Source organism: Sodalis sp. RH20 (genome assembly GCF_047324205.1).
In the GTDB taxonomy this organism is placed as follows: domain Bacteria; phylum Pseudomonadota; class Gammaproteobacteria; order Enterobacterales; family Enterobacteriaceae; genus Acerihabitans.
In genome coordinates, this window is the sequence record NZ_CP178733.1 from 319,275 (window position 1) to 344,471 (window position 25,197).

Here is a 25,197-nt window from a genome sequence, read left to right on the forward strand (position 1 = left end):
CCCGGGCGTTAATTGGCGTCCTTGGCGCGCCGCGCGGGTTTCGCCGCGGCGGGCGTGACGCTCAGCACCTGGCTTTCCACCCGCCCGTCTTCCAGACGTGTTGACAGGATATCCCCCGCCTTCACCTGCCGGGCCCGTTTGACCAGCGCCCCCTTGGCATCGGTGGTAACGCTGAACCCGCGCGCCAGCGTTTTCAGCGGACTGACCGCTTCCAGCTGGGAGCACAGCATGCCGAAGGTCCGCTGCTCCCCGCTTAACTGCCGGGTGATGCCCTGCGCCAGCCGGTAGCGCAGCGCCTGTATTTGTCCCTGCTGGTTCAAGCGGCCGCCGATCGCCTGCCGTAGCCGGTAGCCTAAAGACTGTAAGCGCTGCTGCGCGTGATTAATGCGCGGCAGCGGCGCCCGCTGGCCCAGGCGCTGGAGCAAACGCTCCTGGCGTAAGCGCGCCTGGCGCAGCTGCCCCTGCAGGCTGTCGTCCAGCCGGCGGCGCAGTTTTATCAGCGCCGTTTGCTGGCGCGCCAGGCGCAGGTGCGGATGCTGTTGCTGCAGGCGGTGCTGCATCCGGGTCAGGACCTGCTGGCGCTGCGCCATAAAATAGTCCATCGCCATTTCCAGGCGCTGCTGCTGGGATTGTAATTGCCGCGCCAGCTCCAGCTGGTTGCGGCTGACCAGCTCCGCCGCCGCCGAAGGGGTAGGGGCGCGCAGGTCGGCGACAAAATCGGCGATGGTGACATCGGTTTCATGGCCGACCGCGCTCACCACCGGCAGGCGGCTGGCAAAAATCGCCCGCGCCACCCGCTCATCGTTAAAGCCCCAGAGATCTTCAAGCGAACCGCCGCCGCGGCCCACGATCAGCACGTCGCACTCGCCGCGCCGGTTGGCGGCCTCGATGGCGCGCACGATCTGCGCCGGCGCGTCCTGGCCCTGCACCTGGGTGGGATAAATCACCACCGGCAACGAGGGATCCCGGCGCCGCAGAATATTGAGGATATCATGCAGCGCCGCGCCGCTGGCGGAGGTGATCACGCCGACCCGGCGGGCCGGGCTGGGCAAAGGCTGCTTATGGATGCTGTCAAAAAGACCTTCGGCGGACAGGCGCTGCTTAAGCTGCTCGAATTGCTGTTGCAGCAGGCCGTCGCCGGCGGGCTGCATGCTTTCGGTTACCAACTGGTATTCGCCGCGCGGTTCGTACAGCGTCAGCGCCGCCCGCACCAGCACCTGCTGGCCGTTGCGCGGCAGGAAGGTTACCCGCCGGTTGCTGTTGCGAAACATCGCGCAACGCACTTGGGCGCGATCGTCCTTCAGCGTAAAATACCAGTGGCCGGAGGCGGGCTGCGAGAAGTTGGAGATTTCGCCGGTCAGCCAGACCTGGCCCATTTCGCCTTCCAGCAGTTCGCGCACCGTCTGGTTAAGACGGGAGACGGTAAAAATCAAAGCGGTGGGCGGTGAAGACATGTGAGCCAGATCAACTTCTATAAATAAGGGTTAATCGATTGATGTTACTTATCGCTCAGCGCAGATCAAGCATTTTTTTTAAAAAGTGCTGGAGGCAACCGGTTACGTTCTGTATAATGCCACGGCAATATTTTATACATTCATCCTGGTGAGATATTGCTATGTTACGTATCGCAAAAGAAGCTCTAACGTTCGACGATCTCCTCCTGTTACCTGCACATTCCACGGTGTTACCCAACACGGCCGAACTCGGCACGCAACTGACTAAAAAAATACGCCTGAATATTCCGCTGCTCTCCGCCGCCATGGATACCGTGACTGAAGCGCCCCTGGCTATCGCCCTGGCCCAGGAAGGCGGCATTGGTTTTATCCATAAAAATATGTCCATCGAACGCCAGGCCGAAGAAGTCAGCCGGGTGAAAAAACACGAAAGCGGCGTGGTCACCGATCCCAAGACCGTTACTCCCGCCACCACCTTATCCCAGGTAAAGGAACTGACCGCCCGTAACGGTTTTGCCGGCTACCCGGTGGTCACCGACGACAACGAGCTGGTGGGCATTATCACCGGCCGCGACGTGCGTTTTGTCACCGACCTGTCCCAGCCGGTTACCGCGGTCATGACGCCGAAAGAGCGCCTGGTCACGGTAAAAGAAGGCGAGGCGCGCGAAGTCGTGCTGCAGAAAATGCATGAAAAGCGCGTGGAAAAAGCGCTGGTGGTGGATGCGCATTTCCATCTGCTCGGCATGATTACCGTCAAGGATTTCCAGAAAGCGGAGCGCAAGCCCAACGCCTGCAAGGACGAGCACGGCCGCCTGCGGGTAGGCGCGGCGGTAGGCGCCGGCGCCGGTAACGAAGAGCGTATCGACGCGCTGGTCGCCGCCGGCGTCGACGTATTGCTGATCGATTCCTCCCACGGCCATTCCGAGGGCGTATTGGAACGTATCCGCGCCACCCGCGCCAAATATCCCGACCTGCAGATTATCGGCGGCAATATCGCCACCGGCGCCGGCGCCATCGCGCTGGTCGAGGCGGGCGTCAGCGCGGTTAAAGTGGGCATCGGTCCCGGCTCCATCTGCACCACCCGTATCGTCACCGGCGTGGGTGTGCCGCAAATCACCGCCATTTCCGATGCGGTGGAAGCGCTGGAAGGCACCGGCATCCCGGTTATCGCCGACGGCGGTATCCGTTTCTCCGGCGATATCGCCAAGGCCATCGCCGCCGGCGCCTCCTGCGTCATGGTCGGGTCGCTCCTGGCCGGCACCGAGGAATCCCCCGGTGAAATCGAGCTCTACCAGGGCCGTTCGTTTAAATCCTATCGCGGTATGGGGTCGCTCGGCGCCATGTCCAAGGGCTCCTCCGATCGCTATTTCCAGACCGACAACGCCGCCGACAAGCTGGTGCCGGAAGGTATCGAAGGCCGGGTGGCGTATAAAGGCCGCCTGAAGGAAATCGTCCACCAGCAAATGGGCGGGCTGCGCTCCTGTATGGGCCTGACCGGCTGTGCTACTATCGACGAGCTGCGCACCAAGGCTGAATTTGTGCGTATCAGCGGCGCGGGTATTCAGGAAAGCCACGTCCATGACGTCGCCATCACCAAAGAATCCCCGAATTACCGCATGGGCTAAGCGCTGCGCGCGGCGCGGCGTTGACCCGCGTCGGCGGCCCGCAGTCAATTACGCTTCGGATGGCCGAGGAATGGCCCTCCCAGCTGTTATTCTTCCCGGCCGCGGCCGGGACGTATTTTATTTGCTATCCGCTCCTGGAATATGCCTTCTATGACAGACAATATTCATCAACACCGCATCCTGATCCTGGACTTCGGCTCGCAATATACGCAGCTGATCGCCCGCCGCGTCCGTGAGCTCGGCGTTTATTGCGAACTCTGGGCCTGGGACGTGACGGAGGCGCAGATCCGCGCCTTCGCCCCCAGCGGCATCATCCTTTCCGGCGGCCCGGAAAGCACCACCGAACTGAACAGCCCCATCGCCCCGGACTATGTGTACCGGGCCGGCGTGCCGGTCTTGGGCGTTTGCTACGGCATGCAGACCATGGCCATGCAGCTGGGCGGCCGGGTGGAAGGCTCCAGCCAGCGCGAGTTCGGCTACGCCCAGGTCGAGGTGGTGGCCGACAGCCAGCTGGTGCGCGATATCCAGGATTCCTTAAGCGTCAACACCCAGCCGCTGCTCGATGTGTGGATGAGCCACGGCGACAAGGTCACCGGCATTCCGGCGGGTTTTGTTACCGTCGCCAGCACCGAAAGCTGCCGGTTCGCCATTATGGCCGACGAAGAACGGCGTTTTTACGGCGTGCAATTCCACCCGGAAGTGACCCATACCCGCCAGGGACAGCGCATTCTGCAACGCTTTGTCCTTGATATCTGCCAGTGCGAGGCCCTGTGGACGCCGGATAAGATCATCGAGGACGCGGTCAGCCGGCTGCGCGCGCAGATAGGCGAGGATCACGTGATCCTCGGTCTGTCGGGCGGGGTGGACTCCTCGGTCACCGCCATGCTGCTGCACCGCGCCATCGGCAAGCGTTTAACCTGCGTGTTTGTCGATAACGGCCTGCTGCGCCTGCACGAAGCCGACCAGGTGCTGGAAATGTTCGGCCAGAAATACGGCCTGAATATCGTCCATGTCGCCGCCGAAGAGCGTTTTCTCAGTGCGCTGGCCGGCGTGGACGAGCCGGAGGCCAAACGCAAAATCATCGGCCGGGTATTTGTCGAGGTTTTCGATCAGGAAGCCAGCAAACAATCCCTGGTCAAATGGCTGGCGCAGGGCACCATCTACCCGGATGTGATCGAATCCGCCGCCTCCGCCACCGGCAAGGCCCATGTCATCAAGTCCCATCACAACGTCGGCGGCCTGCCGAAAGAGATGAAACTGGGCCTGGTGGAGCCGCTGAAAGAACTGTTCAAGGATGAAGTGCGCAAAATCGGCCTGGAGCTGGGCCTGCCCTACGATATGCTTTATCGTCACCCCTTCCCGGGACCGGGTCTTGGCGTGCGCGTGCTGGGCGAAGTGAAGAAAGAATATTGCGACCTGCTGCGCCGCGCCGACGCGATTTTTATCGAGGAACTGCACCGGGCCGAGCTCTACCATAAGGTCAGCCAGGCATTTACCGTATTCCTGCCGGTACGCTCGGTGGGCGTCATGGGCGACGGCCGCAAATACGACTGGGTGGTCTCGCTGCGCGCGGTGGAAACCGTCGACTTTATGACCGCTCACTGGGCGCATTTGCCCTATGAGTTCCTGGGCCGGGTGTCTAACAGAATCATCAATGAAGTCGATGGGATTTCAAGGGTGGTTTACGATATATCGGGGAAACCGCCGGCGACGATTGAGTGGGAATAAGTTTTTAGCATCCACTGAGTTCCGCTAACGTCTAAAATCGCCAGTAAAATCATAGGATTTATTGGCGATTTTTTTTTGTGGGCCATGGGAATCCATCTGGCTTTATATGGAATAGAACTCCAGCATAAGGTCGGTTGCCTCGAATGAGTTTTTTGATATAGGGTGATGAAACTCTCCACGGCGAAAACAGCTGTGTATTTAGTTTGATAATCAACGGATGGCCCCGAATGATTTCCAGCCATTTAAAACAAATTAATACCACTCAAGGGGACATTTATGGGAGATAAAAGCAAGGCTTTTCGGCTCCTTCATGAAATGCCGGATACTTTTATTATTCCTAATCCCTGGGACATTGGGACGGCCAGAATACTTGAAAGTATGGGATTCAAGGCACTTGCTACGACCAGCGCCGGTCTTGCATTCTCCTTAGGTGTACCTGAAGGGCGGGTTTCGTGGAAGCAGACTATTGATCATTGTCAGGCCATTGTTGAATCAACGTCTCTGCCAGTGTCAGCGGATCTTGAAAAAGGAATTGGTGATGATCCGGACAGTGCCGCGGAAACCATAAAAATTGCGGTCAATATTGGTCTGGCAGGTTGCTCCCTCGAAGATCATACCGGTCTGCCCGATGCCCCGGTCTATGGTTTAAGCCTCGCAGTCGATCGTATTGAAGCCGCAGTAAAAGCACGAGAAGCGCTGGATCATGATTTTGTGATCACGGCTCGCGCCGAGAATTTTATGTGGGGACGTCCTGATTTGGATGATACGATCCTGAGATTACAAGCTTTTGAAAAGGCGGGAGCTGATGTACTTTATGCTCCCGGCCTTCACGATCTTTCAATGATCAAGACCGTTTGTGAATCAGTGACAAGGCCAGTTAACGTTGTTATGGGATTGCCGGGTGAGACGTTCAGTGTTGTGCAACTGGCCGAAGCGGGAGTGAAACGTATCAGCGTTGGTGCATCAATGGCCAGACTGGCATACGGTTCTTTTGTTCAGGCAGCCCGCGAGATATGCGCTGAAGGTACTTTCGGTTATTCAAAGAAGGCTATTGGTTTCTCCGAACTGGAGGCATTTTTTAGAAAGTCTGAAGGTGCTTAGCCTTCTAAGCTCAGGTTTGCATTTCTGCCTGCCGTATGCAATTCGTCGCGCTGATCCCTCAAGCCCCGATCATCGGTCAATACCCTGGCGTAACCGATCCGCAGGTGGCCGCTTTCCAGGTCGAGCGTACAGGGGCTGTGTTTGTCTCTCATGGCGCCCCCATTGTGTTGCAAATATTGCCGCATATTATAGGGAATTTGCGACTGACTTTTGCAACGTCTGAGCGCCAGGAAAAACCGACGGCGAGGTGTTGTCGCAAAACGTTGGACTTAGGCGACAAATGACAAAGATAAAAAGGGAATCTTTCTTTTCACCCCCCTCGGACTGGCGAAAATGCGCGGTAGACCCAGTGGCCTTATTGTCGCCCCGAAGAGCGAATTAACCTGTCGTCGCCAGTCGGCTAGACGGCCTTACCACAGGCCGCAAAACTGAAGGGTCGCACCGCATATCAGACGGCCACGAAGCCACCATCAACGAACAGTTCCTCACCACCGATGAAGCTGCTTTCGTCCGACGCCAGAAATAGCACGGCTTTGGCGATTTCTTCAGTCGTGGCGAGCCTGCCGAACGGGATGGTTTGCTGCATCCATTCTTCAGCGCCGGCGTTGTTTTGCAGATAGGTCTGCATTGCCGGGGTCAGTACCATGCCCGGCGAAACGACATTCACCCGAATGCCCTGATTTTTCAGGTCGGTCGTCCAGGTGCGGGCGAGCGAGCGGATCGCCGCCTTCGTCGCGCTGTAGACAGATAGATTTGCAAAGCCCTTGCTGCCTGCTCCTGATCCAGCCAGCACAACCGCGCCGCCAGCAGACATCAGCGGCAGGGCTTTTTGCACCGTGAAGACCGTGCCCTTCACATTGATGCCGAACACGCGATCGAAATGGTCTTCCTCGATGCCACCGATGGGTGCGGATTCCGATACGCCAGCATTGGCGAAGACCACATCCACGCGACCTTTCTCTCGCTGGATCTGTGCGTACAGACGATCAAGGTCGGCAAGATTGCTGACATCGCCTTGCACCCCAATGGCACCGTGCCCGATTTCCTTCAGAACCTCATTTAGGCGCTCTTGGCGGCGGCCAGTGATGTACACATGAGCGCCCTGTTCCGCGAAGGACGCCGCCGTGGTCAAACCGATGCCGTCCGTGCCGCCCGTAACCACCACAACCTTATTTTCAAATCGTTTCGCCATGTCGTAAGCTCGCTTTCGTATCAAGTGGAGGATTGCTCCATTTATTATATGGAGGTATCCTCCACTTAACAAGTAGCAGCGAGACTATTCCTTTGACCGATGAACCCACATTGAGAGCCGATGCGCAGCGAAACAGAGAGCGTATTCTTGCAGCCGCCGAGGAAGTGTTTCTTGAGAAAGGCGCGAGCGCCTCATTAGAGGACGTAGCGAAACGAGCGGGCGTAGGAATCGGCACGCTATACCGGCGCTTTCCGACACGCGAAGATCTTTTGGCGGCGGCCTACAGCGCTCGTTTCCTGGCATTAGCAGAAACCAGCCGTGCCAGAAACGCAGAGCTTGCCCCACTGGGCGGCTTGCGGGCCTATCTCGAAGAGCTGGTTCAATACACTACGGTCTATCGCGGCCTCGCGGCCTTGCTCGGAACGGTTCTCCAGATTGGAACGCCGGGATGCCTGGCAACCAGTGGGGAAGGGGTCCGTCTTTTGGACCTGGCGCAGAGGGGCGGAGCTATTCGGCCTGATGTCACTTTCAACGACTTGGTGTGCATCGCAACGGCAATCTCACTCGCTGTCGAGAAAGACAGCTCTCCAAAAGCACGGATCGCGCATCTGGTGAGCCTGTTTTTGAATGGGGTGGGCGTGCGTTGAAGCCACATTTGGGTCGCTGATTTTAGGATTTTTGCGACACGGCAAGACACATTTTTCTGGCGCCGCTGATAAGCCCTGACATATTGGGCCGGAGGCAAGATCGCTTATGGCCGAGCTTTTGTATCTCTCTTGCCCAGTGATGTGATGCTCCACAAGCTTCCATAGCAACAGTCATAGGCGGTTGCTGAGCGTAAACGGCTACGCGGAAGTTTTATCTTGCCAGCCGGTTTTCCATAAGCATGGGTACTGAAGAGATAAAAGGTCGTTTTAGCCAGATCGATGCCGGTAATTTTCATTTCAAACAGGGTATCCCTCTTACTTTTTCTTCTGATTAAAGTTTATCCATCATGGCGGAAATGGATGCTGTCGTGAAGAAGGGGGAAGATCATCTCATCGCTTACGCTTACGAGCAAACAGGCAGCGGTGGATTAAAAATAGCGCATCGTTCTATTGACAGGCAAATAAAGATCATGCAAAACTAAACAGTACGGTACGGTTTAGTAGGGTTTCCGCTCAACGCCTTGCAGTAAAAGCCGTGACCTACAGCCGTACCTTAAATAATCCCAGTTGTTTACCCATTTGGAGTCTTTATGAACCGACTGATTTTACCTTTATGCATGCTGTCGATATTCGTCCTAACCGGCTGTGTTTCGTTATTTTAATCTATGGACGGGCGCGAGTTTATTGAGCATCGCGATCTCGGGGGGTGAATATGAAAAGAATCATTTGGCTAAGCTGTACGCCATTAGTGTTGATGTTATCCGGCTGTATTTCCTTGGGCACGCATCTGTAACCAACGCCTGCCGGCAACGCAGTCCGGCGGCGTGGCGGAACACTTTGATTGTCGGGTTAGCCGCGGGAGGAAAACCGCAATGCGGCTACTATAATAATAGCCGCATGTCACTGGCACAGCACGCACCAAAGGATAGGCGGGAGGGGGAGACTAACGTGACAATTGCTTTATCAGATTAATGATCCTATCACCGAGGAAAATAACATATTTTTGGTGAATTCACCCAGGGATTGCGCATCTTCCCTGCGTCGCGCGGCCAATTTTTTTATCGCCTCAATTTGTGTTGATGCTTCAACTTCCTGGTCCAGTTTATAAAACCCGTCGGCGGTGATTTTTGCTATCTCGGCGTCGTGCAGCTGCTTACTTTCGTAAACGTTTAATGCCGTGTCGTTGGTATAAAAAACGTACATTGCCATAAGGTTAGCCTCGTCATCTTGTCGCAATGGTCAATCGATTGGGCAGGGTCCTCGCGGGACTGGCTTCCCTTCACCGATCGCCCCGATTCCCAAGCTCTGGTCGTGCAGGCATTACCCCGGTCAGCGCGCCCGCATCGCTGCGCTGACCACGATAATCCGGTAAGGGTCAGTGTATATAGACGTGATGTTAGCAATGGTAGCCGGATAAGTTTTATCTATAACGCGGGCTATTGTCGCGATCGCGATCACGCCCCTGGATATGCTCACGATCCCGGTCGCTTAACCGGCCTTGGTGGTGGTTGTAGCGATCGTCATAGCGCCGGTCCGGGTGCCGGTCGTGTCCGCCCACCATCAGGCAGCCGTTGAGTAAAAAAGCCAGCGCGATGTAAACTGGCAATAGTATTTTTTTCATAGTGTGGGTTCCTGCCTCTATGCAGTTTAATCATCAGATAACCCCAGGGCGCCACGTTGCGCGGCGGCCCGCAGGCGTGGGTTATGGCGCGGCGCAAACGTCGCGATTGTCACGAACCCAGTTCCTGGCCTGGGTGGCAATCTGCGCCGCCAGCCGCGTTATCACCTGGCGTTGCGACGCTAGCATAGTCGCATCTTCGCCCAGTGCAAGCTCAGTGAATTGGCTGTGGCAGGTAAGCCCGATGCGCCGATCGCCGCTGAGCCGGCTCAGGCGCCAATCGGCGGCAAATTCAACAAACTGTCCGGGCCACACGTCGAACTGGCGCTTGGAGGTGAATGGTAAGTATCGGCAGGGCGTCGGTGCGGTTGGCCAGCCCGGACATATCCCGGGTGGCCAGGCGTGCGGCGCAAGCTGGCTAAGTGTTTCCCGGCCAAGCGCCAGGCGGATCGCGCTGTCAAACTGCAGCGGCGATTTCGGATGCAAAGGCGCGATAAGAGCGCAGCGGGCGTCCCAACAGCGTGGTGAGGCGTTCGACGTCGCCGGCATCCGGGAGCATGCCTTCGGTGAGGAAACGCTCTCCCATCAGGCGCATGTCGTAGGCCATCCAGCCCGGCATGAATTGCCGCAGGCTGTGCTCGAACCCCGCGGTGTCGTTGCCGGGGAAGGCGATCGGACGCCCGAGGACGTCGGTCCAGATGGCGGCGACGTCAGGGCCGGTCAGCGTCTCGGGGCCGACCAGGTTGATCCGCTCAAGCGGGAGCGCCGCGGCGGACTTCTCGCGGCGCAAGAGTTCGATGGCCGCGATCTCGCCGACGTCGCGCGCGTCGATCATGGCGAGCCCCTTGCTGCCGATCGGCATCGGGTAGATACCGTGGCGGGTCACCACGTCCTTGATGGTGACGTCGTTGTTGATGAAGTAGGCGGGGCGCAGGATGGTCGCGTTCAGGCCAAGCTGCTCGATCATCCGCTCGACGGCGAACTTGCCCGCAAAGTGCGGCACGTTCGCGTAGCGGTCGCTGTGGATCACCGAAAGGTAGACGATCCGCTCGATGCCTGCGTCGCGGGCGAGGTTGAGCGCGATCAGCGCCTGCGTGAATTCGTCGGCAACGACGGCGTTGAGCAGGAACAGCGTCGAGACGCCTGATAACGCGGCGCGCAGCGCGTCGACGTCGAGCAGGTCGCCCTGGACAATGCCGACGCCGGCCGGGAAGTTGGCTTTTGCGGGATCGCGCACGAACGCGCGGACATCGGCGCCGCGCTTCACGAGCTGTTCGACGACTTGGCGGCCGACAGTGCCGGTAGCGCCGGTAACGAGAATGGTCATGATGATGTCTCCATGGTTTAGGTTGGTTGGTTTATTTCAACGTGGCGCAGTGGATTCACAGGGAGAAATCCACCACGGTCTTGCCCACCTGTGGCTGCGTCCGATTACGCTCGATAGCCGCGGGCAGTTCGCCGAAGGACACGACGGCGCCAATCCTGGACTGCAAGCGTCCACGCGCCACATCTTCGGCGATCGCTTGCAGCCGTGCGGCATCCGGCGTGTTCATGAACCAAAGGCCGCGGCGCCCTGCCGGGGTGCTCGCCAGTATGGCCGGCGATGCGGTGCTGACGATGACGCCATCTTCGGCGAGGACGGACCACGAGCGGTTCAGCACCTCGCCTCCGATGTAGTCGAGCACCAAGTCGATATCGCTTGCCGTGGCTTCGAACTGCTCTTTATCGTAGGCAATAACCTGGTTCGCGCCCAGGCCGCGGACATAGTCGGCGTGGCTGCCCAAGGCGGTGGCGTACACCACGGCGCCGGCTTGATGTGCGTATTGCACCGCGAAGCCGCCCAGACCGCCGGCCGCGCCCTGGATCAGGATGCGCTGCCCGGAACCGATGGGGCCGGCGAAGTTCAGGCTTTGCCACGCCGCCACCGACGCGACGGGCAACGCCGCCGCTTCGACGAAGCTCAGCGAGTCCGGCACCGGGCTGAGATTGGCTTCGCTCACCGCCACCAGGTCGGCGTAGGCGCCCAGCCCGCCGAGCGGTCCCATGACGCGATCGCCTTTGCGCAACCGGGTGACGCCCGGGCCTGCCGCTTCGACGACGCCGGCGAGTTCGATGCCCAGGACGGTCGGCAACTGCAGCGGGAAAGCGTCCCGGACATAGCCTTCCCGGACCTTCCAGTCCAGGCCATTGACGCCGGCGGCCTGGACGCGGACCAGCACCTGGCCTGCGCCTGCCGTCGGCGCCACCACTGACGAAATCCCGACGGCGGCGGTGCCGCCGTACTCGTTGAGCACCAGTGCACGAATGTGGTTCATAAGAAACTCCTTTAGGGTGTGGGTTGCGTATGACCCAACAATAAAGGGTTTCATATTCAAAACAAAGACTCTAAAATATAGACAACTTGTATTGAAAATGAGACATCATGAATTTAAACGCCCTAGAGGATTTTCAGCTGGTGGCGGCTCACGGCGGCTTCGGCAAAGCCAGCCGCGCCAGCGGCCGGTCTAAGGCAACCCTGTCGCGCCGTGTCGCCGATCTCGAAGAAGCGCTGGGCATTAGGCTTATCGAGCGGGGTACGCAGCGCCTGGAGTTGACCGAAGCCGGCCACCTGTTGCTGAGCAGAACGGAGGGGCCGATGCGCGAGGTTGTTGAAGCGGTGGCGGCGGCACGGGACGGCCTCGGGACGCCGCGGGGCCGTCTGCGCCTCGCGGCACCGCTCCTGTTTTCGCAGTTGGCGCTGGGGCGGCTTGCCGCTGAGTTCCTGGTGCTCTATCCCGACGTCCAGATCGACGCCGTGGCGGAGGATCGTCTCGTCAATCTCGTGGAAGAACATGTCGATGTCGCCATCCGCATCAATCCGGGCAAGGACAGCACATTGGTCGGCAGGTGCTTTGCCAGGGACAGGCTGGTCCTTGCCGCCGCGCCATCCGTTCAGATGCCGACGGGGCGACGCGACAAGCCTTTCCAGGTTCCGGCGGTCGTCATGCCTTCCTATCGCGACGGCGATATTTGGTCGGTCCGCAACGATCAGTTCACCGTCGAACCACAACCTGTTCTGCGTTTGTCTTCGCTCCTGATGGTGCGGGATGCCATTGCCGCCGGCGCCGGGGCGGCGATGCTGCCGCAGTCCATTATCGGGAGCCTGCTGGAAAAGGGCGAACTGGTGATGTGGGGGATTGCCGGCGACGAAGTCGAGCTATGGGTTCTGCACACGTCGCGCCGTTTGCAGAGCGCCAAAGTCCGGGCCTTCGTGGAGTTCATGTGCAACCAGTATCCCCATGGATCCTTTACCCTGCCCATGGGGGATAATGGTTTGCGCCAACCGCTCTAATAGTCTGCGCTCGGGCGTAACCGAAAGCGCCTGTACCAGGCATCCAACCGCGGATGATCTTCGCCGAAGGGAAGGCTGAACCTCTCGCGCGCCGTTTGAAAAATCGGGAAGACGGTGAAGTCGGCAATCGTCGGTTCATCGCCGGCGAGGAACGCGTTCCCGCCAATTTCTTTCTCCAGGATATCGAGAAGTTCCGATAAGTAGCGGGAGATGCGATCGGCCGTCTCCTGCGACGGGGCCGGCTCCTTTGCCGGGAAGGCGTTGGTCTGGTTCCAGAGCCACAACTGGCCCCGGGCGACCAGATCGCTGCCCAACCTTTCAAGCGAGCGCACGCGTGCCCGTGACAGGGGGTCGGAACCTATCATCGGCCTGTCCGGAAAGCGTTCCTCCAGGTATTCGACGATCGCCGCCGAATCAGTGATCGCAAGGCCGGTATCGGTTACCAGGGTCGGGGCCCTGCCCGACGGATTGATGCCCAGGTAGCGAACGGAGCGATGCTCGCCGTTCGCGTAATCGAGTTCGTAGCGTGGGATGTCGATCCCTTTCTCCGCGAGATAGATGATGACGCGCCGCGGGTTTGTGCCCATGCGAAATTGATACAGCAACATTGTTCCAACCTCTTGTTTGTAGCTTGATGTCAACGCCGACAGAATTGCGATCCTTTACGGCAACGTAACACGGCCTCCCAACGTATCGCGCGTTGTTGCCCGGGATTATCCGCGGTAACGGGATCATGTTTAACGTGCCGCTTAGCCGGTAGGGTTGTCCGCTGATTGGCACAACGGGGGCGGCAATGGATCCAGCATGACAGGGCCAGCCGCATCTCGTCGTCGCCAAAGGTGCCAAAGGGCCGGTTACGCTTCGGCGGCCTGCCGCCTGATTCATTGCGACGCGCCACTTGAGGCCAGGCAGCATAAGCGTTGCCTCAGCTCATCCACCAGAGGCGGTCGCGGCGCAAATCAAAGGGGAAATGGCCGCAAGTATTTCAGTGCCATCCGTTCGCCGCCCCGAGTTCTGGTGCGCGACAGTAAGTGGGTGGTAAGCCGGTAAGCCATAACATACCTTGCCGCCTTACCGTGCCTGTAAAGGGAACCGGGTGGAAAAGAACGATCTTAACCTGGGAGTCATTATGTACCATGAGAATATTTTGGATGATTTGTTGATATGGATTGAAAGCAATCTTGAGGCGCCGCTGAATGTGGGGATACTCTCCGCCAAGTCCGGCTACAGCAAATGGTATTTACAGCGATTGTTCAAAAAGCTCACCGGGTATTCCCTTGCCGCCTACACCCGCAAAAGAAGGTTGACCCGTGCGGCCGAGGAGTTGCGCCAGTCGGCAATCACCATCAAGGACATCGCCCATAAATACCAATTCGACGATCATTCGGCCCTGACCCGGGCGTTTAAAAAAAATTTCCATATCACGCCTTCGGCGTACCGGCGTTTACCCGTGCGCACGGATTATGGTTTACAGCCGGTCCTCACATTAAAAAACAGCCCGCGCCCAGGCCCCGGTTATCGCCTTTAAATTACCTATTGGCCCGCCAGTAACGGGAGGGCGGGCCCTGCGCGGTTCATCTCGCCCTGGCCGTCCGTAATGACGTGACGTCGCGAATGGGCGGCGCGCCGAACATGCGCCGGTACTCGCGGTTGAACTGCGTGACGCTTTCGTAGCCGACCCGGATCGCCGCGGTGCCGGCATCGATATTTTCTCCCAGGAGAATGCGCCGGGCTTCATGCAGCCGCAGATGCTTTTGATATTGCAAGGGACTCATCGCGGTCATGGCCCGGAAGTGATGGTGCAGCGTGGAGACGCCCATGGCGGCCAGTTCCGCCAGGTTCTCGACGCGCAGTGGTTGCGTATAGTTTTCCCGCAGCCAGGCGATCGCCTTGGCGGTTCGTTGACTTTGCGTACCGAGTAAGACGGTTTCCCGAAAACGCGTCCCCGCCGAACTGGTGAGGATGCGATAGATGATCTCCCGCTGGATAAGCGCACCCAGATGGGGAAGATCCCGAGGCTTGTCGAGCAGATCGACCAGACGCGTCACGGCATTGAAAAGCTCAGGGGTGGCGGGACCGGTTGCCATGGCCGTTCCCGCCACAGGCGCGTTCGATGCGTGCGTATCCACGTCGGCGATGATTTGCCGCGCCGCCTGAAGATCCAGCCTCATCAGCAACGAGACATAGGGGACCGCGGGGCTGGCCTCCAGCACCTCGGTCACGGTAGGAAGATTGACCGCGGTCAGCAGGAAGCGGGACTCGTCATAGAGGTAGGTGGTATTGCCGAGCTGAACGCGCTTCCTGCCGCGAATAATCATGGAAAGGCTCGGCTCATAGAGATAGGACGTCGGCGGTCTCGGCTCCCTGACCTGTGCAAAGCTCAGGCCGGGCAGAGTCGTGGCGCGTTCCTCGCCGTCCCCGACAAAGGCCGTGATCCGGCGTGCAAGCCCGGCACGGATGTGTTCGGTTTCATTGCGCAGGCGGCGATCCGCTTCGTCAGGTTCAAAAATCATGGCGGCCTTCCTGATGCGATGGTGTAGGACGTCAGTATACTCAATCGTGGTGGTTGATTGATTGATTAATTTCCGGCAAGGGAATGGCTCAGCCGCTGAATTCGCTATCGCGATCCGATCCTGTCTGTGTAATATGCACAGAATAGGCATCGGGCTATATCAACGGGAAAAAGAGTGCGGGATAAACAAATTTCTGAACAGCTCCGGGCGTTGCACGGGGCGCTGCTGGGGATCGTGAGCGTGATGAACCGTCCGCAGAACGATGAAGCCATGGTACGGGAGGCCGGCATTGCGCTCGATCGGGCCTTGTTTCCACTGCTCGTATTGATAGAGCGTCTCGGGCCCATCGGCGTGGTGGGCCTTGCCGATCGCGTCGGGCGCGACCACACCACGGTCAGCCGCCAGGTTGCCAAGCTTGAGAGCCTGGGTTTGGTGACGCGTCGGCCCGGGATGATCGATCGCCGCCTGCGGGAAGCGGAGGTAACGCCGAAGGGAAAATTAATGACCGATGCCGTGGATGCCGCGCGGGAGCGGAGGGGACGGGCGATTTTTTCGCATTGGGACCCGGCGGAATTTGACGAACTGGTGCGGCTGGCGTGCCGGTTTGCGCACGATCTTGAACGCTCTGCGTCCGACAATCAGGCCGATGCATAGCGCGCGGGTTATCTTCTAAGGCATCGGCATTACCGGGCAATAAAGGGTAGGCATCGTATTTTGCCGCTGAGCGGCGGTACCCGGCGGGGGTATTTTTGACATTAAGCAGCGGATTCGCGGCGGGCAAATACGACCTAATCATGGCCGGTTTATCAGATATTGAATCAGTGGAGATGATCATGTTATCCGTTGGCGAAGACAACATCGCATGCACCCACGCTGTTTTAACCGTCATACAGGTTAATGACTGCACCAGTGCCTATCATCCATCGTAATGAGCGTTTTATGTATAAAACAAAGCCATTTCCCTTTATCGCCCTGTCCCTGCTTGCCATCACCCTAAGCGCCCGGGCTGCCGACGCAGCGCCGGATGCCTATCGCGCCGACGTCGATCGCGCCATCCTGCCGATGATGAAAAAGCACCAGATTCCCGGCATGGCCGTGGCCCTTACGGTGGACGGCAGGCACTATTTCTATAACTACGGGCTGGCGCAACGGGCACCGGCAAAAAAAGTGACGTCCGATACCCTGTTTGAGCTCGGGTCGGTGAGTAAAACGTTTAACGTGGCGCTGGCCGCCTATGCCGCACAGCACAATAAATTGGCCTTATCCGACAAGGTCGGGCAATACCTGCCCGTCTTGCGGGATACCCCTTTCGGCAACCTGACGCTTATCAATTTGGCCACCCATACCAGCGGCGGGCTGCCGCTGCAGGTTCCCGATGCCGTAACCAGCGAGGCGCAGCTGATGGACTACCTGCGCGCCTGGCGTTCCGCGCAGGGCGCCGGGCAGGGGCGCTCTTATTCCAATATCAGTATCGGCGTCCTGGGACTTATTTCCGCCCGGGCGATGGGAGGAACCTATGTTAATCTGCTGCGGGACGTCATCCTGCCGGGGCTGGACATGCGCCATACCTGGATTACCGTGCCGGAACAGGAGATGAAAAACTATGCCTGGGGGTATGATAAGCAGAATAAGCCGGTACGCGTCACTCCCGGCCTGCTGGGCGAAGAGGCCTATGGCGTAAAATCCACCGCCGCCGATATGATCCGCTTTGTCGACGCCAATATGCTGGGCAATGGCGAGGGATCGCCTGTGCAGCAAGCCGTGACCGCAACCCATCGCGGCTATTTCTCAACCACGAAATACACCCAGGATATGATTTGGGAGCAATACCCCTGGCCGGTGGCGCTGCAGACGGTTATCGACGGGAATGCGGATGATATGACGTATGCTATCCAGCCGGTAACAATCCATACCCCTCCCACGCCGCCCAATCAGGCCGTTTTCCTGAATAAAACCGGCGCCACCAACGGCTTTGGCGCCTATGTGGCCTTTATCCCGGAGAAAAAAATGGGTATCGTGATGCTGGCCAACCGCAACTATCCGAATGCTGAGCGCGCCCAGGCGGCATGGCGGATCTTTAACGACATAGCCGGGCAGGACGCCCTGGCGCGCTAAACCCGCGCGCCAAGCGAGGGGATCGGCAGCTTGATAAAGTCGACGAACGCCCTGAGCGCCGCCGGCATATGGGGCTTGTTGGGATAATAGAGATAAAAGCCCGGAAAGGGTTTGCACCATTCTTCCAATACATGGATCAGCTCCCCGCGGTCAATATAGGGCGCAACAAAGCTTTCGGGCAGGAACGCGAGGCCGGCGCCTTGCAGCGCCGCCGCAAGGAGCAGATCCGTGTCGTTGGCGGTAATGGCGCTGTCGACGTCGACGGCCAGGGAGCCGTCCGGACCCTGGAAGCTCCAGCGGTACAGCGCGCCGGTCTCGTGCCAGCGGTAGGTGACGCACCGGTGATCGCGCAGCTCCCGTGGCGCCAGGGGCGCCGTTCGGCCAGCGAAATAGGCGGGTGACCCGACGACCGCCATCTTCAGGTCCGGCGTCAGCCTGACCGCCACCATATCCTGCTGCACCAGCTCCCCCGAACGGATCCCCGCGTCAAACCCCCTGGCCACGACATCGGTAAGGCTGTCATCAATCACCAGGTCAAGCCATACGTCAGGATAAAGCGCCTGGAACGCCGCCAGGACAGGCGTCACCACCAGGCGGGCGGCAATACGCGGCAGGTTCACGCGCACCACGCCGCGCGGCTGTAGCTGGCAGGCGCCGACGTCCCTGACGGCCCCCTCCATATCGGCGACCGCGGGGCGCAGGCGATTGGCCAGGTCGCTGCCGGCTTGGGTTGGCGCCACGCTGCGGGTAGTGCGGTTAAGCAACCTGGCGCCCAGGCGCTCCTCAAGCGAGCGGATGGTGTGGCTGAGGGCGGAGGGCGACAGGCCCAGCCGCCGGGCGGCGCGACGGAAGCTTCTTTCTTCCGCGACGGCCATAAAAGCCAGCAGCTCGGCGAATTCCGCGCCTTTCATACAGTTGCCTCACATTCAACAGATTGTGCCGATTATAGCGCATTATCATGCACTATCCAGGATGCGATACTGTGCGGACCCTAACCTCAAGGGCCTCTGCCGGGCGGATGATCGCGCGGGACGCCCTTTCCGCCAAGATGCAACGGAGTACGTGATGACAAAAACCATGAGACGTTGGGAGATGGACGCCATAGGCCGGGACCGGCTGGCGCTGCGTGAGGTGCCGATTCCGGCGCCGGGGCGGGGCGAAGTCCTGGTGAAGGTGGCCGCCGTCTCGCTCAATTATCGCGACAAGATGGTAACCGAAAGCGGCCGGGGTTTACCCATCGCGTTTCCCTTCACCCCCGGTTCCGATCTCGCAGGAACGGTGATCGCCGCGGGCGCGGATGCCGCCCGCTTCAGCACCGGCGAGCGCGTCATCTCGACCTTCACGCCCGGTTGGATCGACGGCGTCCGGCGCGGTGACGCCCGCACACCGTCCTATCGTACCCTGGGCGGTTTTTATCCCGGCGTGCTGGCGGACTATGTGGCGTTCCCGGAAGACTGGTTCGTGCGGGCGCCGCATACGCTGGATGATGCGCAAGCCAGTACATTGCCCTGCGCCGGGCTTACCGCCTGGTTCGCGCTTGTCGAGCGCGGCCGCCTGCGCGCCGGCGAGACGGTGCTGATAGAGGGAACGGGCGGCGTCGCGCTGTTCGGCCTGCAGATCGCCAAGGCGCATGGGGCCGAAGCCATTGTCTCCGCCAGCGCCGACAAGCTGGCGCGCGCCATGGCGCTGGGCGCGGATCATGGCATCGATCGCCGGCACGCAGATTGGGTGGACGCGGTACTGCGCATCACCGGCGACCGCGGCGCCGATCATATTCTCGAGCTGGTCGGCGGACCGCACCTCGGCAAGGCCGTCCAGACGGCGGCTGTCGGCGGGCGCATCTATCAGATTGGCGCGCTGGAGGGGTTCGAGGTGTCGGCTCAGGCCATGCCGCTGATGCTTAAGGATGTCAGCATCCAGGGTATAGGCACCGGCCATCGCCGCGCGCTGGAGGATCTGGTCCGGGCCGTCGACCGGACGGGCCTGAAACCGGTGATCGATACCCGCTATCCGCTGGCTGATCTTGCCGCGGCGCTCGATCATCTCGACCGCGGCGCTTTCGGCAAGATCGTTATGGAAATGTAGCGCCCGGCCAACGGCGCCAGCTTGCGGAAAGCCTTCGCCGCAATATCCCCAGGCGTTCTGGCGCGTCTTTGCGCGGGCGCTGCGCAATAGCGTTGACAAATTGTCTGCCGCCTAGCGTTGGCCTGGCTCCCAATCCGGGCTGTAGCCGCCCAGCTGCGGGTGATACATCTCGTCGCCGTCATGCTGGGTAAACTCGACGTTGAGCCGATCCGCGCGCAGTCCCAGTATTTCGACACAGTGCGCGCAAAGCGCCTTGGCCACCGCCATGCGCTGGTCGGCCGACCGGCCTTTGCGGATGTCCAGCATCAGCACCGAAACCGGCTCCGGCGCGCTATCGGCCGCCGTAATACGCCAGACGCCGCCTGCGCCCAATTCCCGGATGGCGATGCTGATACGCCGGATATCGACGGACATCATATCGGCATAGGTGGCGCAGAGTTTGGCGGCCAGGCGCTGCTTATCCGGCGTGGCATAATGGCCGTTTACATCAAGTTGCAGATAAGGCATGGGCTCTCTCCTTCACAGTGAAACACGCGGGCAGGGGCAAACAGTGTAGCGCCGGATAGCTGCCAGGGCTATAATAGATGATGCTGATAATGTATATGCCATAGTGGGAGTTGCCATGCCGCGGGTATCAAGAGCCGAAACCGAACGCAACCGCGTCGCCATTGTAGACGCCTCGTCACGTTTGTTCCGTGAACAGGGCCTGCGCGTCAGCGTCGCCGATCTGATGGGCGCGGTGGGCTTGACGCATGGCGGGTTCTACGGGCATTTTGCGTCGAAGGATGAACTGGCCGCCATTGCCTGCGCCAAGGCCTTCGGGGATTCGGTTGAGCGCTGGCATGCGCGCATGGACGGGACCGGGGACCCCGCCGCGGCGCACGCCGCGCTGATTGAGGCATATCTCGCGCCGCAGAATCTGACGGCGGTGGCAACGGGGTGTCCGCTGGCCGCCTTGGCCACCGATGTCGCCCGTGAGCCGCAAGACAAGCCCGTGCGCCTGGCGTTTCTCCAGGGGCTGGAAAAACTGATTGCCCTGCTTGCCGATGGGCGGGAAGAGGGCGATGCCGGCGCTGCGCGGGAAGCCGCACTGGCTGAGATGGCCACCCTGGTCGGGGCGCTGGTGCTGGCCCGGGCCACAAAAGGGCAGGCGCTCTCGGATGAGATTATGGCGAGCGCCAGGCGCCATCTGCTCGCCGGCGAAGCCCAAAACATACCGGCTTCTTCCTGATCACCGGCCGAAAACCGCCGTGCCGGTCAGGAAAAATAGCGTGGGTGGTCGAGATCGGCAATCAGTCCAGGCTGCTCCGGCCGCCAGCCCAGCTGTTCGCGGGTCTGCCGGCTCAGGGCCGGGCTGTTAAGCGCGGCGAAGTGCGCGAACCAACCGAAGTGTGCGGCGGCTTCACCGGCGGTCTTGGCGACGACCGGCAGGCCCAGGCGGCGGCCGATAACCTCGGCGATCGCGCGAAACGGCACCCCTTCTTCTGCGACGGCATGATAGCGGGCGCCCGCAGCGCCTTGTTCAAGCACCAGCCGGAACAAACGCGCCGCGTCGAGCCGGTGCACGGCGGGCCAAAGATTAAGGCCCTCGTCCACATACGCTGAAACGCCCCGTTCGCGCGCGATGCCGATCAGCAGCGGCACAAAGCCATGATCGCCCTCACCATGGACCGAAGGCGGCAGGCGTATCAGCGAGACGCGCACGCCCTGCGCCGCCAGCGCGGCCACCGCGTTATCCGAGGCGACCCGGGGTATCGCGTCGGGGCCGGCCGCCGGGACATCGTCCTCGGTGGCGCTACGGCCGAGCGACATCAACCCGGTGGCGGAGGTGACCACCAGGGGGCGGCCACTGCCGGAGACCGCGGCGCCGAGCGCCTCGATGGCGCGCCGGTCTATCGCGCAATTTTCCTTCATTTTGGTGAAGTCGTGGATAAAGGCGGTATGAATGACGCCGTCGGACAGGGACGCCCCGGCGCGCAGGCTGTCCAGATCTTCCAGGCTGCCGCGATGCGCCTGGGCGCCGGCGGCGATAAGCGACCCGGCGGAGGCCTCCGAGCGGGCGAGACCGAGCACCTGATGGCCGGCGGCGATCAGTTCCCTGACAATGGCGGAGCCGATAAACCCCGTAGCGCCGGTAACAAAGACACGCATGATAGCTTCTCCAGAGAGGTATGGGCGAAGAGCTACTATCGGCTATCCGGCCGTAGGGGTAAAGTAGTGACGTTATACGGGTATATCGACTAACAGGTTCGGCAATGACCCTGAACGGGCTTTCAGGGCCGCAATACGATGCGCGCGCCGTCGTTATCAGCGGCCCAGGCCCGCGCGACCTCCGCCAGCGGCATGGATTGCGCCGCGATGGCAAAACCGGCCTCCGGGGCCGCCGCCAGCACGCCCTGGATGGCCGCCAGCATGCGCGGAAACGGCACGCTGCCGATGCCGCTGCCCATCAGCTGCAATGCGGACGACCGCAACGCCGCCCCCGGCAGGATGATATCGGCCCCGCTTAACGAGCCGATTTGCACAAAACGAATCGGCACGCCCTCAGGACCGGCCTTGGCGGCGGCTATAGCCAGCGTTTGCGCGCTAACCCCCCATAAATAATCCAGCACGATATCGACGCCCTGGCGAAATTCGTGCGTAAAGGCCTGCTCCTGGGCGTTCAAATCCTGGACCAGCGGAATCGTCACGTCGGCGCCAAGACGGCGAAGATCGCCGAACGATGCGGTCCGGCGTCCCGTCGCAATGATTTTCCCGGCGCCGAGATGCCGGGCAATCTGGATTGCCAGGCGGCCGGACGTGCCCGCGGCGCCGTTAATCAGCACCGTTTCACCCCCGCGCAGCCGGGCGCGTTCCACCAGGGCCGCCCATGACGACATGCCCGGTATGGCCATGGCGGCGGCGGAAACCTCGTCCAGGTCGTCCGGCAGGGCGATGCAATGGCCCGCGTCCACCAGGCATTGCTCGGCCATGGCGCCGTAAGGCTGCTCCGGCAACAGAAAATAGACGCGCCGGCCGTCTTGCGTGATGCCGGTGCCATCGATGCCGGGAATAAACGGCAGCGCGCTGTCGGCGCTGTAATGCGCGCCCGACGCGCGATTCCTGGTGATGTGGCTCAGCGACGACGCGCTGACGCGGATCAGGCTTTTGCCCGGCGCGGGCGCTGGTTCACTGAAGTCTCCGTAGACGGGGGGCTGGCCCGCCGTTGTTACGATCGCTGCTTTCATTCCGTTTCACCCCTGGGCGCGAATCCGGCCATCCCCGATGGCAACCGGGTTCAAATGGATAATATGTGTATTATGCACATACATGGTCGCCAGGAAAAGCCGCACAGAAGAATAAATCGTCACGGCAACAGACGCCCGCGCATCGTCCTGTAACCCCAAGACGGGGGCAGCGGCCACGAAAACGCGGCGCGGGCGCGCCTGGCTACTGCTGCCGTATCCTGCGGTGCATCAGATAATATTTGCCGTGCTCGGAAACGCCGGATGAGATAATCGTCCAGCCGTGACGCAGATAGAATTGCTGCGCGCCCACATTCTCCTGCAGGCATTTAAGCGCCATGGTGCCGCGGCAGAGCGGATAGCACGCCGTCAGCAGCGCGGTGGCTACCCCGCGGCGCTGCCAGGCAGGATCGACAAACAAATTATGCAAAAAGCTGTCCGGCAGCCAAAGCGAGGCAAAACCGGCAATATGGCCCTGTATTTCGGCGACGATGATCTTTTCATCGAACGTGGCGCCGTCAAAATCCTCCAGCCGCCACTGCCGGTTATCAAGCCAGGTCCAGCCGGCCTTGCGTGCCGACAGATAGAGAGTACGCAGAAAAGGACGATCCGCTTCCCGGTAATCCCTGACAACCACATCCTCTTTTTTCATCTGAAACCTTAGTTAACTTATTGATTTGTTACCTTCTCAGTATCAAGTTTAACTTATAGATGGAATAAATAATATTGTGCTTATTATTTCCAGGCGGTATAGGATGCGGTGCCGGCGCGGTGCGGTCCGTCGGCAGGCGATCGCGATTATTATCCGGTCGCATCTAGCTGAAGCTTAAACTAGATTAATATAAACGCGGGATGCCGCTGAGGATAAACCGTCTTAAACACCGGTATGAGGGTAGCGCAAGCCCTGGGCGGCAGTCATTAGCGCCGCAATGATTGATAAAACTGTTAGAGGTTGCATCCATAGCCTGCCTCTTATATTATCCAAAATCCCACCGGTATTACATGTTGAAACTGCTCTTTATTACCCCTTATGGATAATAAATGATGAGTGTTAGTTAATATGGCAGGCATATTTTATGGAAAAACCCTTAGAGAATAATCAAGATTTCTTTATCCAAACGATGAAAATAGAAATCAAACTTTATCTTCAGCAGATATTCAAGAACGCCAACGCGTTCTGTTTTGCCTACTTTATGATGAATAAAAGCGATAACTTCCCAGCCTATATAATATCCGACTACCCCAGCGGCTGGCTGAATCAATACCGCAGTTACGGTTATCAAAAAATCGACCCGGTGATGCTCATCGCCTGCCGGAAATTCACCCCTTTTTTTTGGCCTGATAATCCGTCGATAATACAAGAGCATAGCTTTTTCAGGCTGTCAAAATATTACCGGCTTGACAGCGGCTACACTTTTACGTTGCATGATTGCGATAACAACCTGGCTACATTAAGCATCAGCAACCGCCAGGGAAAGGAGGACTTTTATCATTTCATTGAGCAAAACAAAGAAAGACTGCAGATGCTGCTGATTAGCACTCATGATAAGGTATTGAACTTTATGCAAAATACGTTGCCCGACGCCACGTCCCATGGCGAGAGATCACACGTCCAGGCGCTGTCTCCCCGGGAAAAAGAAGTATTATTCTGGGCCAGTGTCGGAAAAACCTATGGCGAGGTCGCGACCATCCTGGCAATACGCGAGGGAACGGTAAAATTTCATATCAGAAATATTATTGATAAGCTAGGCGTTACGAATGCAAAACATGCCATCAGCCGGGCCACGGAACTTAAATTATTTGGTTAACTATCCATTTATCATTTCGCGCAACGCGATCACAACCCTGTCCATCTGTGGGAGTTTTATTATGCTGTCGGCTTAAAATGGACAGCGTTGCCAATATATTTGCAATCATTTATATAGTGTTTAAGATGCAGGCGTTGCCGCGAGAAATTTGATGCTATCATTGCCCGGTGATTCTTCTGGCTGTTGAAGGTAGGCATGATTAGATTCTGTCTTTTTAATTTATTAGCTTTGTTTTCATTAACGGCATATTCCTCTGAGCATCTCCATAAAATAATTTTAATCGATCTCATGAATAATAAGCCAATGTTTTGTCATGCTGAGCCCCGTTGGCGCTTTTCCCCGCCGATAAAAGACGATCCCTGGCTGGCCGGGCGGTTAAGCGCGCTGGCCGAGGCGGGATTTGCCCGCCTGGAGGGGGCCGGGGACAGTGCGCAGTGGTGGTTGACGCCCACCGGCGCCACGGGTGCGCAATTCTGCGGGGACGTTTGTTACGGCCGGATGTTGGTCAGTCCCCAGCGGCCCTGCTCATAGCCTTATTATTAAGTCTGCTGATAATTGTGTTTATGAGATCGACGCCGGCGGAGGGACCAGGCTCCGCCGGCAAACTCACCATTGATCTTTTCTCCCGCCCGCCGGATAATCATGCCACTTGACTCGGGGTGTCCGCCGCTGTGCGCCGGACTGAGATTTTACCCGTATGACCTGATCTGGATAATGCCAGCGTAGGGAAGTCACGGCCTGTTGTCCCGCCGGGTC

At 59.2% G+C, this 25,197-nt stretch carries 27 protein-coding genes and 1 riboswitch; of the genes, 13 read left to right on the forward strand and 14 right to left on the reverse strand.

What is annotated here, in order from left to right; genetic code table 11:
• Window positions 1-8: 8 nt before the first annotated feature.
• Window positions 9-1,454, reverse strand: a complete 1,446-nt coding sequence (gene xseA, locus ACL2XM_RS01520; RefSeq protein WP_413732170.1) for an exodeoxyribonuclease VII large subunit — start codon at window positions 1,452-1,454, stop codon at window positions 9-11.
• A gap of 161 nt (window positions 1,455-1,615) precedes the next feature.
• Between xseA and guaB the strand changes: the two genes are divergently transcribed.
• The 3 genes from guaB to ACL2XM_RS01535 all read left to right on the forward strand — a co-directional run bounded on the left by guaB (window position 1,616) and on the right by ACL2XM_RS01535 (window position 5,908).
• Complete coding sequence (guaB, locus tag ACL2XM_RS01525; RefSeq protein ID WP_410014021.1) at window positions 1,616-3,079, forward strand: IMP dehydrogenase; 1,464 nt, start codon at window positions 1,616-1,618, stop codon at window positions 3,077-3,079.
• Window positions 3,080-3,229: 150 nt separating this feature from the next.
• Complete coding sequence (gene guaA, locus ACL2XM_RS01530; RefSeq protein ID WP_413732172.1) at window positions 3,230-4,807, forward strand: glutamine-hydrolyzing GMP synthase; 1,578 nt, start codon at window positions 3,230-3,232, stop codon at window positions 4,805-4,807.
• 276 nt (window positions 4,808-5,083) lie between these two features.
• Window positions 5,084-5,908, forward strand: a complete 825-nt coding sequence (locus tag ACL2XM_RS01535) for an isocitrate lyase/PEP mutase family protein (RefSeq protein WP_413732173.1) — start codon at window positions 5,084-5,086, stop codon at window positions 5,906-5,908.
• 448 nt (window positions 5,909-6,356) lie between these two features.
• Here the strand turns inward: ACL2XM_RS01535 and ACL2XM_RS01540 are convergent, their stop codons facing one another.
• Window positions 6,357-7,100 (reverse strand): SDR family NAD(P)-dependent oxidoreductase, encoded by a 744-nt coding sequence (locus ACL2XM_RS01540; protein ID WP_413729657.1) that lies wholly within the window; start codon window positions 7,098-7,100, stop codon window positions 6,357-6,359.
• Between the two features lie 92 nt (window positions 7,101-7,192).
• On the opposite strand from ACL2XM_RS01540, the gene ACL2XM_RS01545 reads away from it, so the two are divergent.
• Together ACL2XM_RS01545 and ACL2XM_RS01550 are read left to right on the forward strand one after the other, a co-directional pair.
• Window positions 7,193-7,747, forward strand: coding sequence for a TetR/AcrR family transcriptional regulator (locus tag ACL2XM_RS01545; RefSeq protein WP_413729658.1), 555 nt, complete (start codon window positions 7,193-7,195; stop codon window positions 7,745-7,747).
• 347 nt (window positions 7,748-8,094) lie between these two features.
• On the forward strand, window positions 8,095-8,229 hold the full coding sequence (locus ACL2XM_RS01550; RefSeq protein WP_410014026.1) for a hypothetical protein: 135 nt from the start codon (window positions 8,095-8,097) through the stop codon (window positions 8,227-8,229).
• A gap of 481 nt (window positions 8,230-8,710) precedes the next feature.
• Here the strand turns inward: ACL2XM_RS01550 and ACL2XM_RS01555 are convergent, their stop codons facing one another.
• The 5 genes from ACL2XM_RS01555 to ACL2XM_RS01575 form a co-directional block, all read right to left on the reverse strand.
• Window positions 8,711-8,956: a hypothetical protein gene (locus tag ACL2XM_RS01555; protein ID WP_413729659.1), complete on the reverse strand. Its 246-nt coding sequence runs from the start codon at window positions 8,954-8,956 to the stop codon at window positions 8,711-8,713.
• Window positions 8,957-9,167: 211 nt separating this feature from the next.
• On the reverse strand, window positions 9,168-9,368 hold the full coding sequence (locus ACL2XM_RS01560; protein WP_410014028.1) for a hypothetical protein: 201 nt from the start codon (window positions 9,366-9,368) through the stop codon (window positions 9,168-9,170).
• An 81-nt stretch (window positions 9,369-9,449) separates the two neighbouring features.
• Window positions 9,450-9,914 (reverse strand): ABC-type transport auxiliary lipoprotein family protein, encoded by a 465-nt coding sequence (locus tag ACL2XM_RS01565; protein ID WP_413732175.1) that lies wholly within the window; start codon window positions 9,912-9,914, stop codon window positions 9,450-9,452.
• On the reverse strand, window positions 9,823-10,692 hold the full coding sequence (locus ACL2XM_RS01570; protein WP_413729660.1) for an SDR family oxidoreductase: 870 nt from the start codon (window positions 10,690-10,692) through the stop codon (window positions 9,823-9,825). The genes ACL2XM_RS01565 and ACL2XM_RS01570 overlap by 92 nt, the downstream gene beginning before the upstream one ends.
• Window positions 10,693-10,747: 55 nt before the next feature.
• Complete coding sequence (locus ACL2XM_RS01575; RefSeq protein ID WP_413729661.1) at window positions 10,748-11,680, reverse strand: NADP-dependent oxidoreductase; 933 nt, start codon at window positions 11,678-11,680, stop codon at window positions 10,748-10,750.
• A 107-nt stretch (window positions 11,681-11,787) separates the two neighbouring features.
• Here ACL2XM_RS01575 and ACL2XM_RS01580 point away from each other — a divergent pair, with 107 nt between their 5' ends.
• Window positions 11,788-12,696: a LysR family transcriptional regulator gene (locus tag ACL2XM_RS01580; protein ID WP_413732176.1), complete on the forward strand. Its 909-nt coding sequence runs from the start codon at window positions 11,788-11,790 to the stop codon at window positions 12,694-12,696.
• Here the strand turns inward: ACL2XM_RS01580 and ACL2XM_RS01585 are convergent.
• Complete coding sequence (locus ACL2XM_RS01585) at window positions 12,693-13,304, reverse strand: glutathione S-transferase family protein (RefSeq protein WP_413729663.1); 612 nt, start codon at window positions 13,302-13,304, stop codon at window positions 12,693-12,695. The two genes, ACL2XM_RS01580 and ACL2XM_RS01585, sit on opposite strands and share 4 nt — an antisense overlap.
• 488 nt (window positions 13,305-13,792) lie before the next feature.
• On the opposite strand from ACL2XM_RS01585, the gene ACL2XM_RS01590 reads away from it, so the two are divergent.
• Entirely contained in the window at window positions 13,793-14,224 is a 432-nt protein-coding gene (locus ACL2XM_RS01590) for a helix-turn-helix domain-containing protein (RefSeq protein WP_413729665.1), read from the forward strand.
• Between the two features lie 46 nt (window positions 14,225-14,270).
• On the opposite strand, the gene ACL2XM_RS01595 is transcribed toward ACL2XM_RS01590, so the two are convergent.
• On the reverse strand, window positions 14,271-15,209 hold the full coding sequence (locus ACL2XM_RS01595; protein WP_410014040.1) for an AraC family transcriptional regulator N-terminal domain-containing protein: 939 nt from the start codon (window positions 15,207-15,209) through the stop codon (window positions 14,271-14,273).
• A gap of 156 nt (window positions 15,210-15,365) precedes the next feature.
• Here ACL2XM_RS01595 and ACL2XM_RS01600 point away from each other — a divergent pair, with 156 nt between their 5' ends.
• Together ACL2XM_RS01600 and ampC are read left to right on the forward strand one after the other, a co-directional pair.
• Window positions 15,366-15,863 (forward strand): MarR family winged helix-turn-helix transcriptional regulator, encoded by a 498-nt coding sequence (locus tag ACL2XM_RS01600; RefSeq protein WP_413728751.1) that lies wholly within the window; start codon window positions 15,366-15,368, stop codon window positions 15,861-15,863.
• Between the two features lie 285 nt (window positions 15,864-16,148).
• Window positions 16,149-17,324, forward strand: coding sequence for a class C beta-lactamase (ampC, locus tag ACL2XM_RS01605; protein WP_413732178.1), 1,176 nt, complete (start codon window positions 16,149-16,151; stop codon window positions 17,322-17,324).
• Here the strand turns inward: ampC and ACL2XM_RS01610 are convergent.
• The gene (locus ACL2XM_RS01610) at window positions 17,321-18,235 is read right to left on the reverse strand and encodes a LysR family transcriptional regulator (RefSeq protein WP_410014042.1); all 915 of its coding nucleotides are present in this window, start codon (window positions 18,233-18,235) and stop codon (window positions 17,321-17,323) included. The genes ampC and ACL2XM_RS01610 overlap by 4 nt on opposite strands.
• Before the next feature lie 154 nt (window positions 18,236-18,389).
• Here ACL2XM_RS01610 and ACL2XM_RS01615 point away from each other — a divergent pair, with 154 nt between their 5' ends.
• Window positions 18,390-19,409 (forward strand): zinc-dependent alcohol dehydrogenase family protein, encoded by a 1,020-nt coding sequence (locus ACL2XM_RS01615; protein WP_413727877.1) that lies wholly within the window; start codon window positions 18,390-18,392, stop codon window positions 19,407-19,409.
• A 111-nt stretch (window positions 19,410-19,520) separates the two neighbouring features.
• Here the strand turns inward: ACL2XM_RS01615 and ACL2XM_RS01620 are convergent, their stop codons facing one another.
• A complete protein-coding gene (locus ACL2XM_RS01620) occupies window positions 19,521-19,916 on the reverse strand; it encodes a hypothetical protein (RefSeq protein ID WP_413721156.1) in 396 nt (131 codons plus the stop codon).
• Window positions 19,917-20,031: 115 nt separating this feature from the next.
• On the opposite strand from ACL2XM_RS01620, the gene ACL2XM_RS01625 reads away from it, so the two are divergent.
• A complete protein-coding gene (locus tag ACL2XM_RS01625; protein ID WP_410014045.1) occupies window positions 20,032-20,640 on the forward strand; it encodes a TetR/AcrR family transcriptional regulator in 609 nt (202 codons plus the stop codon).
• A 26-nt stretch (window positions 20,641-20,666) separates the two neighbouring features.
• Here the strand turns inward: ACL2XM_RS01625 and ACL2XM_RS01630 are convergent, their stop codons facing one another.
• The 3 genes from ACL2XM_RS01630 to ACL2XM_RS01640 form a co-directional block, all read right to left on the reverse strand.
• Window positions 20,667-21,560, reverse strand: coding sequence for an SDR family oxidoreductase (locus tag ACL2XM_RS01630; protein WP_413732180.1), 894 nt, complete (start codon window positions 21,558-21,560; stop codon window positions 20,667-20,669).
• 122 nt (window positions 21,561-21,682) lie between these two features.
• On the reverse strand, window positions 21,683-22,636 hold the full coding sequence (locus ACL2XM_RS01635) for a quinone oxidoreductase family protein (protein ID WP_413732182.1): 954 nt from the start codon (window positions 22,634-22,636) through the stop codon (window positions 21,683-21,685).
• Window positions 22,637-22,838: 202 nt separating this feature from the next.
• Complete coding sequence (locus tag ACL2XM_RS01640; protein WP_410014048.1) at window positions 22,839-23,285, reverse strand: N-acetyltransferase family protein; 447 nt, start codon at window positions 23,283-23,285, stop codon at window positions 22,839-22,841.
• Window positions 23,286-23,709: 424 nt separating this feature from the next.
• Between ACL2XM_RS01640 and ACL2XM_RS01645 the strand changes: the two genes are divergently transcribed.
• On the forward strand, window positions 23,710-24,441 hold the full coding sequence (locus ACL2XM_RS01645) for a helix-turn-helix transcriptional regulator (protein WP_413732184.1): 732 nt from the start codon (window positions 23,710-23,712) through the stop codon (window positions 24,439-24,441).
• 303 nt (window positions 24,442-24,744) lie between these two features.
• Entirely contained in the window at window positions 24,745-24,972 is a 228-nt protein-coding gene (locus tag ACL2XM_RS01650) for a hypothetical protein (protein WP_410014050.1), read from the forward strand.
• Between the two features lie 114 nt (window positions 24,973-25,086).
• A riboswitch (TPP riboswitch) is annotated at window positions 25,087-25,187 on the forward strand.
• Window positions 25,188-25,197: the final 10 nt, after the last annotated feature.

Bases quoted from the DNA above. Each gene is read 5' to 3' on its own strand.
- guaA (WP_413732172.1), top strand. From the start codon at position 3,230: ATGACAGACAATATTCATCAACACCGCATCCTGATCCTGGACTTCGGC.
- ACL2XM_RS01540 (WP_413729657.1), bottom strand. From the start codon at position 7,100: ATGGCGAAACGATTTGAAAATAAGGTTGTGGTGGTTACGGGCGGCACG.
- ACL2XM_RS01620 (WP_413721156.1), bottom strand. From the start codon at position 19,916: ATGCCTTATCTGCAACTTGATGTAAACGGCCATTATGCCACGCCGGAT.
- ACL2XM_RS01535 (WP_413732173.1), top strand. From the start codon at position 5,084: ATGGGAGATAAAAGCAAGGCTTTTCGGCTCCTTCATGAAATGCCGGAT.
- ACL2XM_RS01575 (WP_413729661.1), bottom strand. From the start codon at position 11,680: ATGAACCACATTCGTGCACTGGTGCTCAACGAGTACGGCGGCACCGCC.
- ACL2XM_RS01630 (WP_413732180.1), bottom strand. From the start codon at position 21,560: ATGCGTGTCTTTGTTACCGGCGCTACGGGGTTTATCGGCTCCGCCATT.
- ACL2XM_RS01610 (WP_410014042.1), bottom strand. From the start codon at position 18,235: ATGAAAGGCGCGGAATTCGCCGAGCTGCTGGCTTTTATGGCCGTCGCG.
- ACL2XM_RS01615 (WP_413727877.1), top strand. From the start codon at position 18,390: ATGACAAAAACCATGAGACGTTGGGAGATGGACGCCATAGGCCGGGAC.
- ACL2XM_RS01645 (WP_413732184.1), top strand. From the start codon at position 23,710: ATGGAAAAACCCTTAGAGAATAATCAAGATTTCTTTATCCAAACGATG.
- guaB (WP_410014021.1), top strand. From the start codon at position 1,616: ATGTTACGTATCGCAAAAGAAGCTCTAACGTTCGACGATCTCCTCCTG.
- ACL2XM_RS01570 (WP_413729660.1), bottom strand. From the start codon at position 10,692: ATGACCATTCTCGTTACCGGCGCTACCGGCACTGTCGGCCGCCAAGTC.
- ACL2XM_RS01550 (WP_410014026.1), top strand. From the start codon at position 8,095: ATGGCGGAAATGGATGCTGTCGTGAAGAAGGGGGAAGATCATCTCATC.
- ACL2XM_RS01640 (WP_410014048.1), bottom strand. From the start codon at position 23,285: ATGAAAAAAGAGGATGTGGTTGTCAGGGATTACCGGGAAGCGGATCGT.
- xseA (WP_413732170.1), bottom strand. From the start codon at position 1,454: ATGTCTTCACCGCCCACCGCTTTGATTTTTACCGTCTCCCGTCTTAAC.
- ACL2XM_RS01650 (WP_410014050.1), top strand. From the start codon at position 24,745: ATGTTTTGTCATGCTGAGCCCCGTTGGCGCTTTTCCCCGCCGATAAAA.
- ACL2XM_RS01595 (WP_410014040.1), bottom strand. From the start codon at position 15,209: ATGATTTTTGAACCTGACGAAGCGGATCGCCGCCTGCGCAATGAAACC.
- ACL2XM_RS01585 (WP_413729663.1), bottom strand. From the start codon at position 13,304: ATGTTGCTGTATCAATTTCGCATGGGCACAAACCCGCGGCGCGTCATC.
- ACL2XM_RS01580 (WP_413732176.1), top strand. From the start codon at position 11,788: ATGAATTTAAACGCCCTAGAGGATTTTCAGCTGGTGGCGGCTCACGGC.
- ampC (WP_413732178.1), top strand. From the start codon at position 16,149: ATGTATAAAACAAAGCCATTTCCCTTTATCGCCCTGTCCCTGCTTGCC.
- ACL2XM_RS01560 (WP_410014028.1), bottom strand. From the start codon at position 9,368: ATGAAAAAAATACTATTGCCAGTTTACATCGCGCTGGCTTTTTTACTC.
- ACL2XM_RS01555 (WP_413729659.1), bottom strand. From the start codon at position 8,956: ATGGCAATGTACGTTTTTTATACCAACGACACGGCATTAAACGTTTAC.
- ACL2XM_RS01625 (WP_410014045.1), top strand. From the start codon at position 20,032: ATGCCGCGGGTATCAAGAGCCGAAACCGAACGCAACCGCGTCGCCATT.
- ACL2XM_RS01565 (WP_413732175.1), bottom strand. From the start codon at position 9,914: ATGCCGGCGACGTCGAACGCCTCACCACGCTGTTGGGACGCCCGCTGC.
- ACL2XM_RS01635 (WP_413732182.1), bottom strand. From the start codon at position 22,636: ATGAAAGCAGCGATCGTAACAACGGCGGGCCAGCCCCCCGTCTACGGA.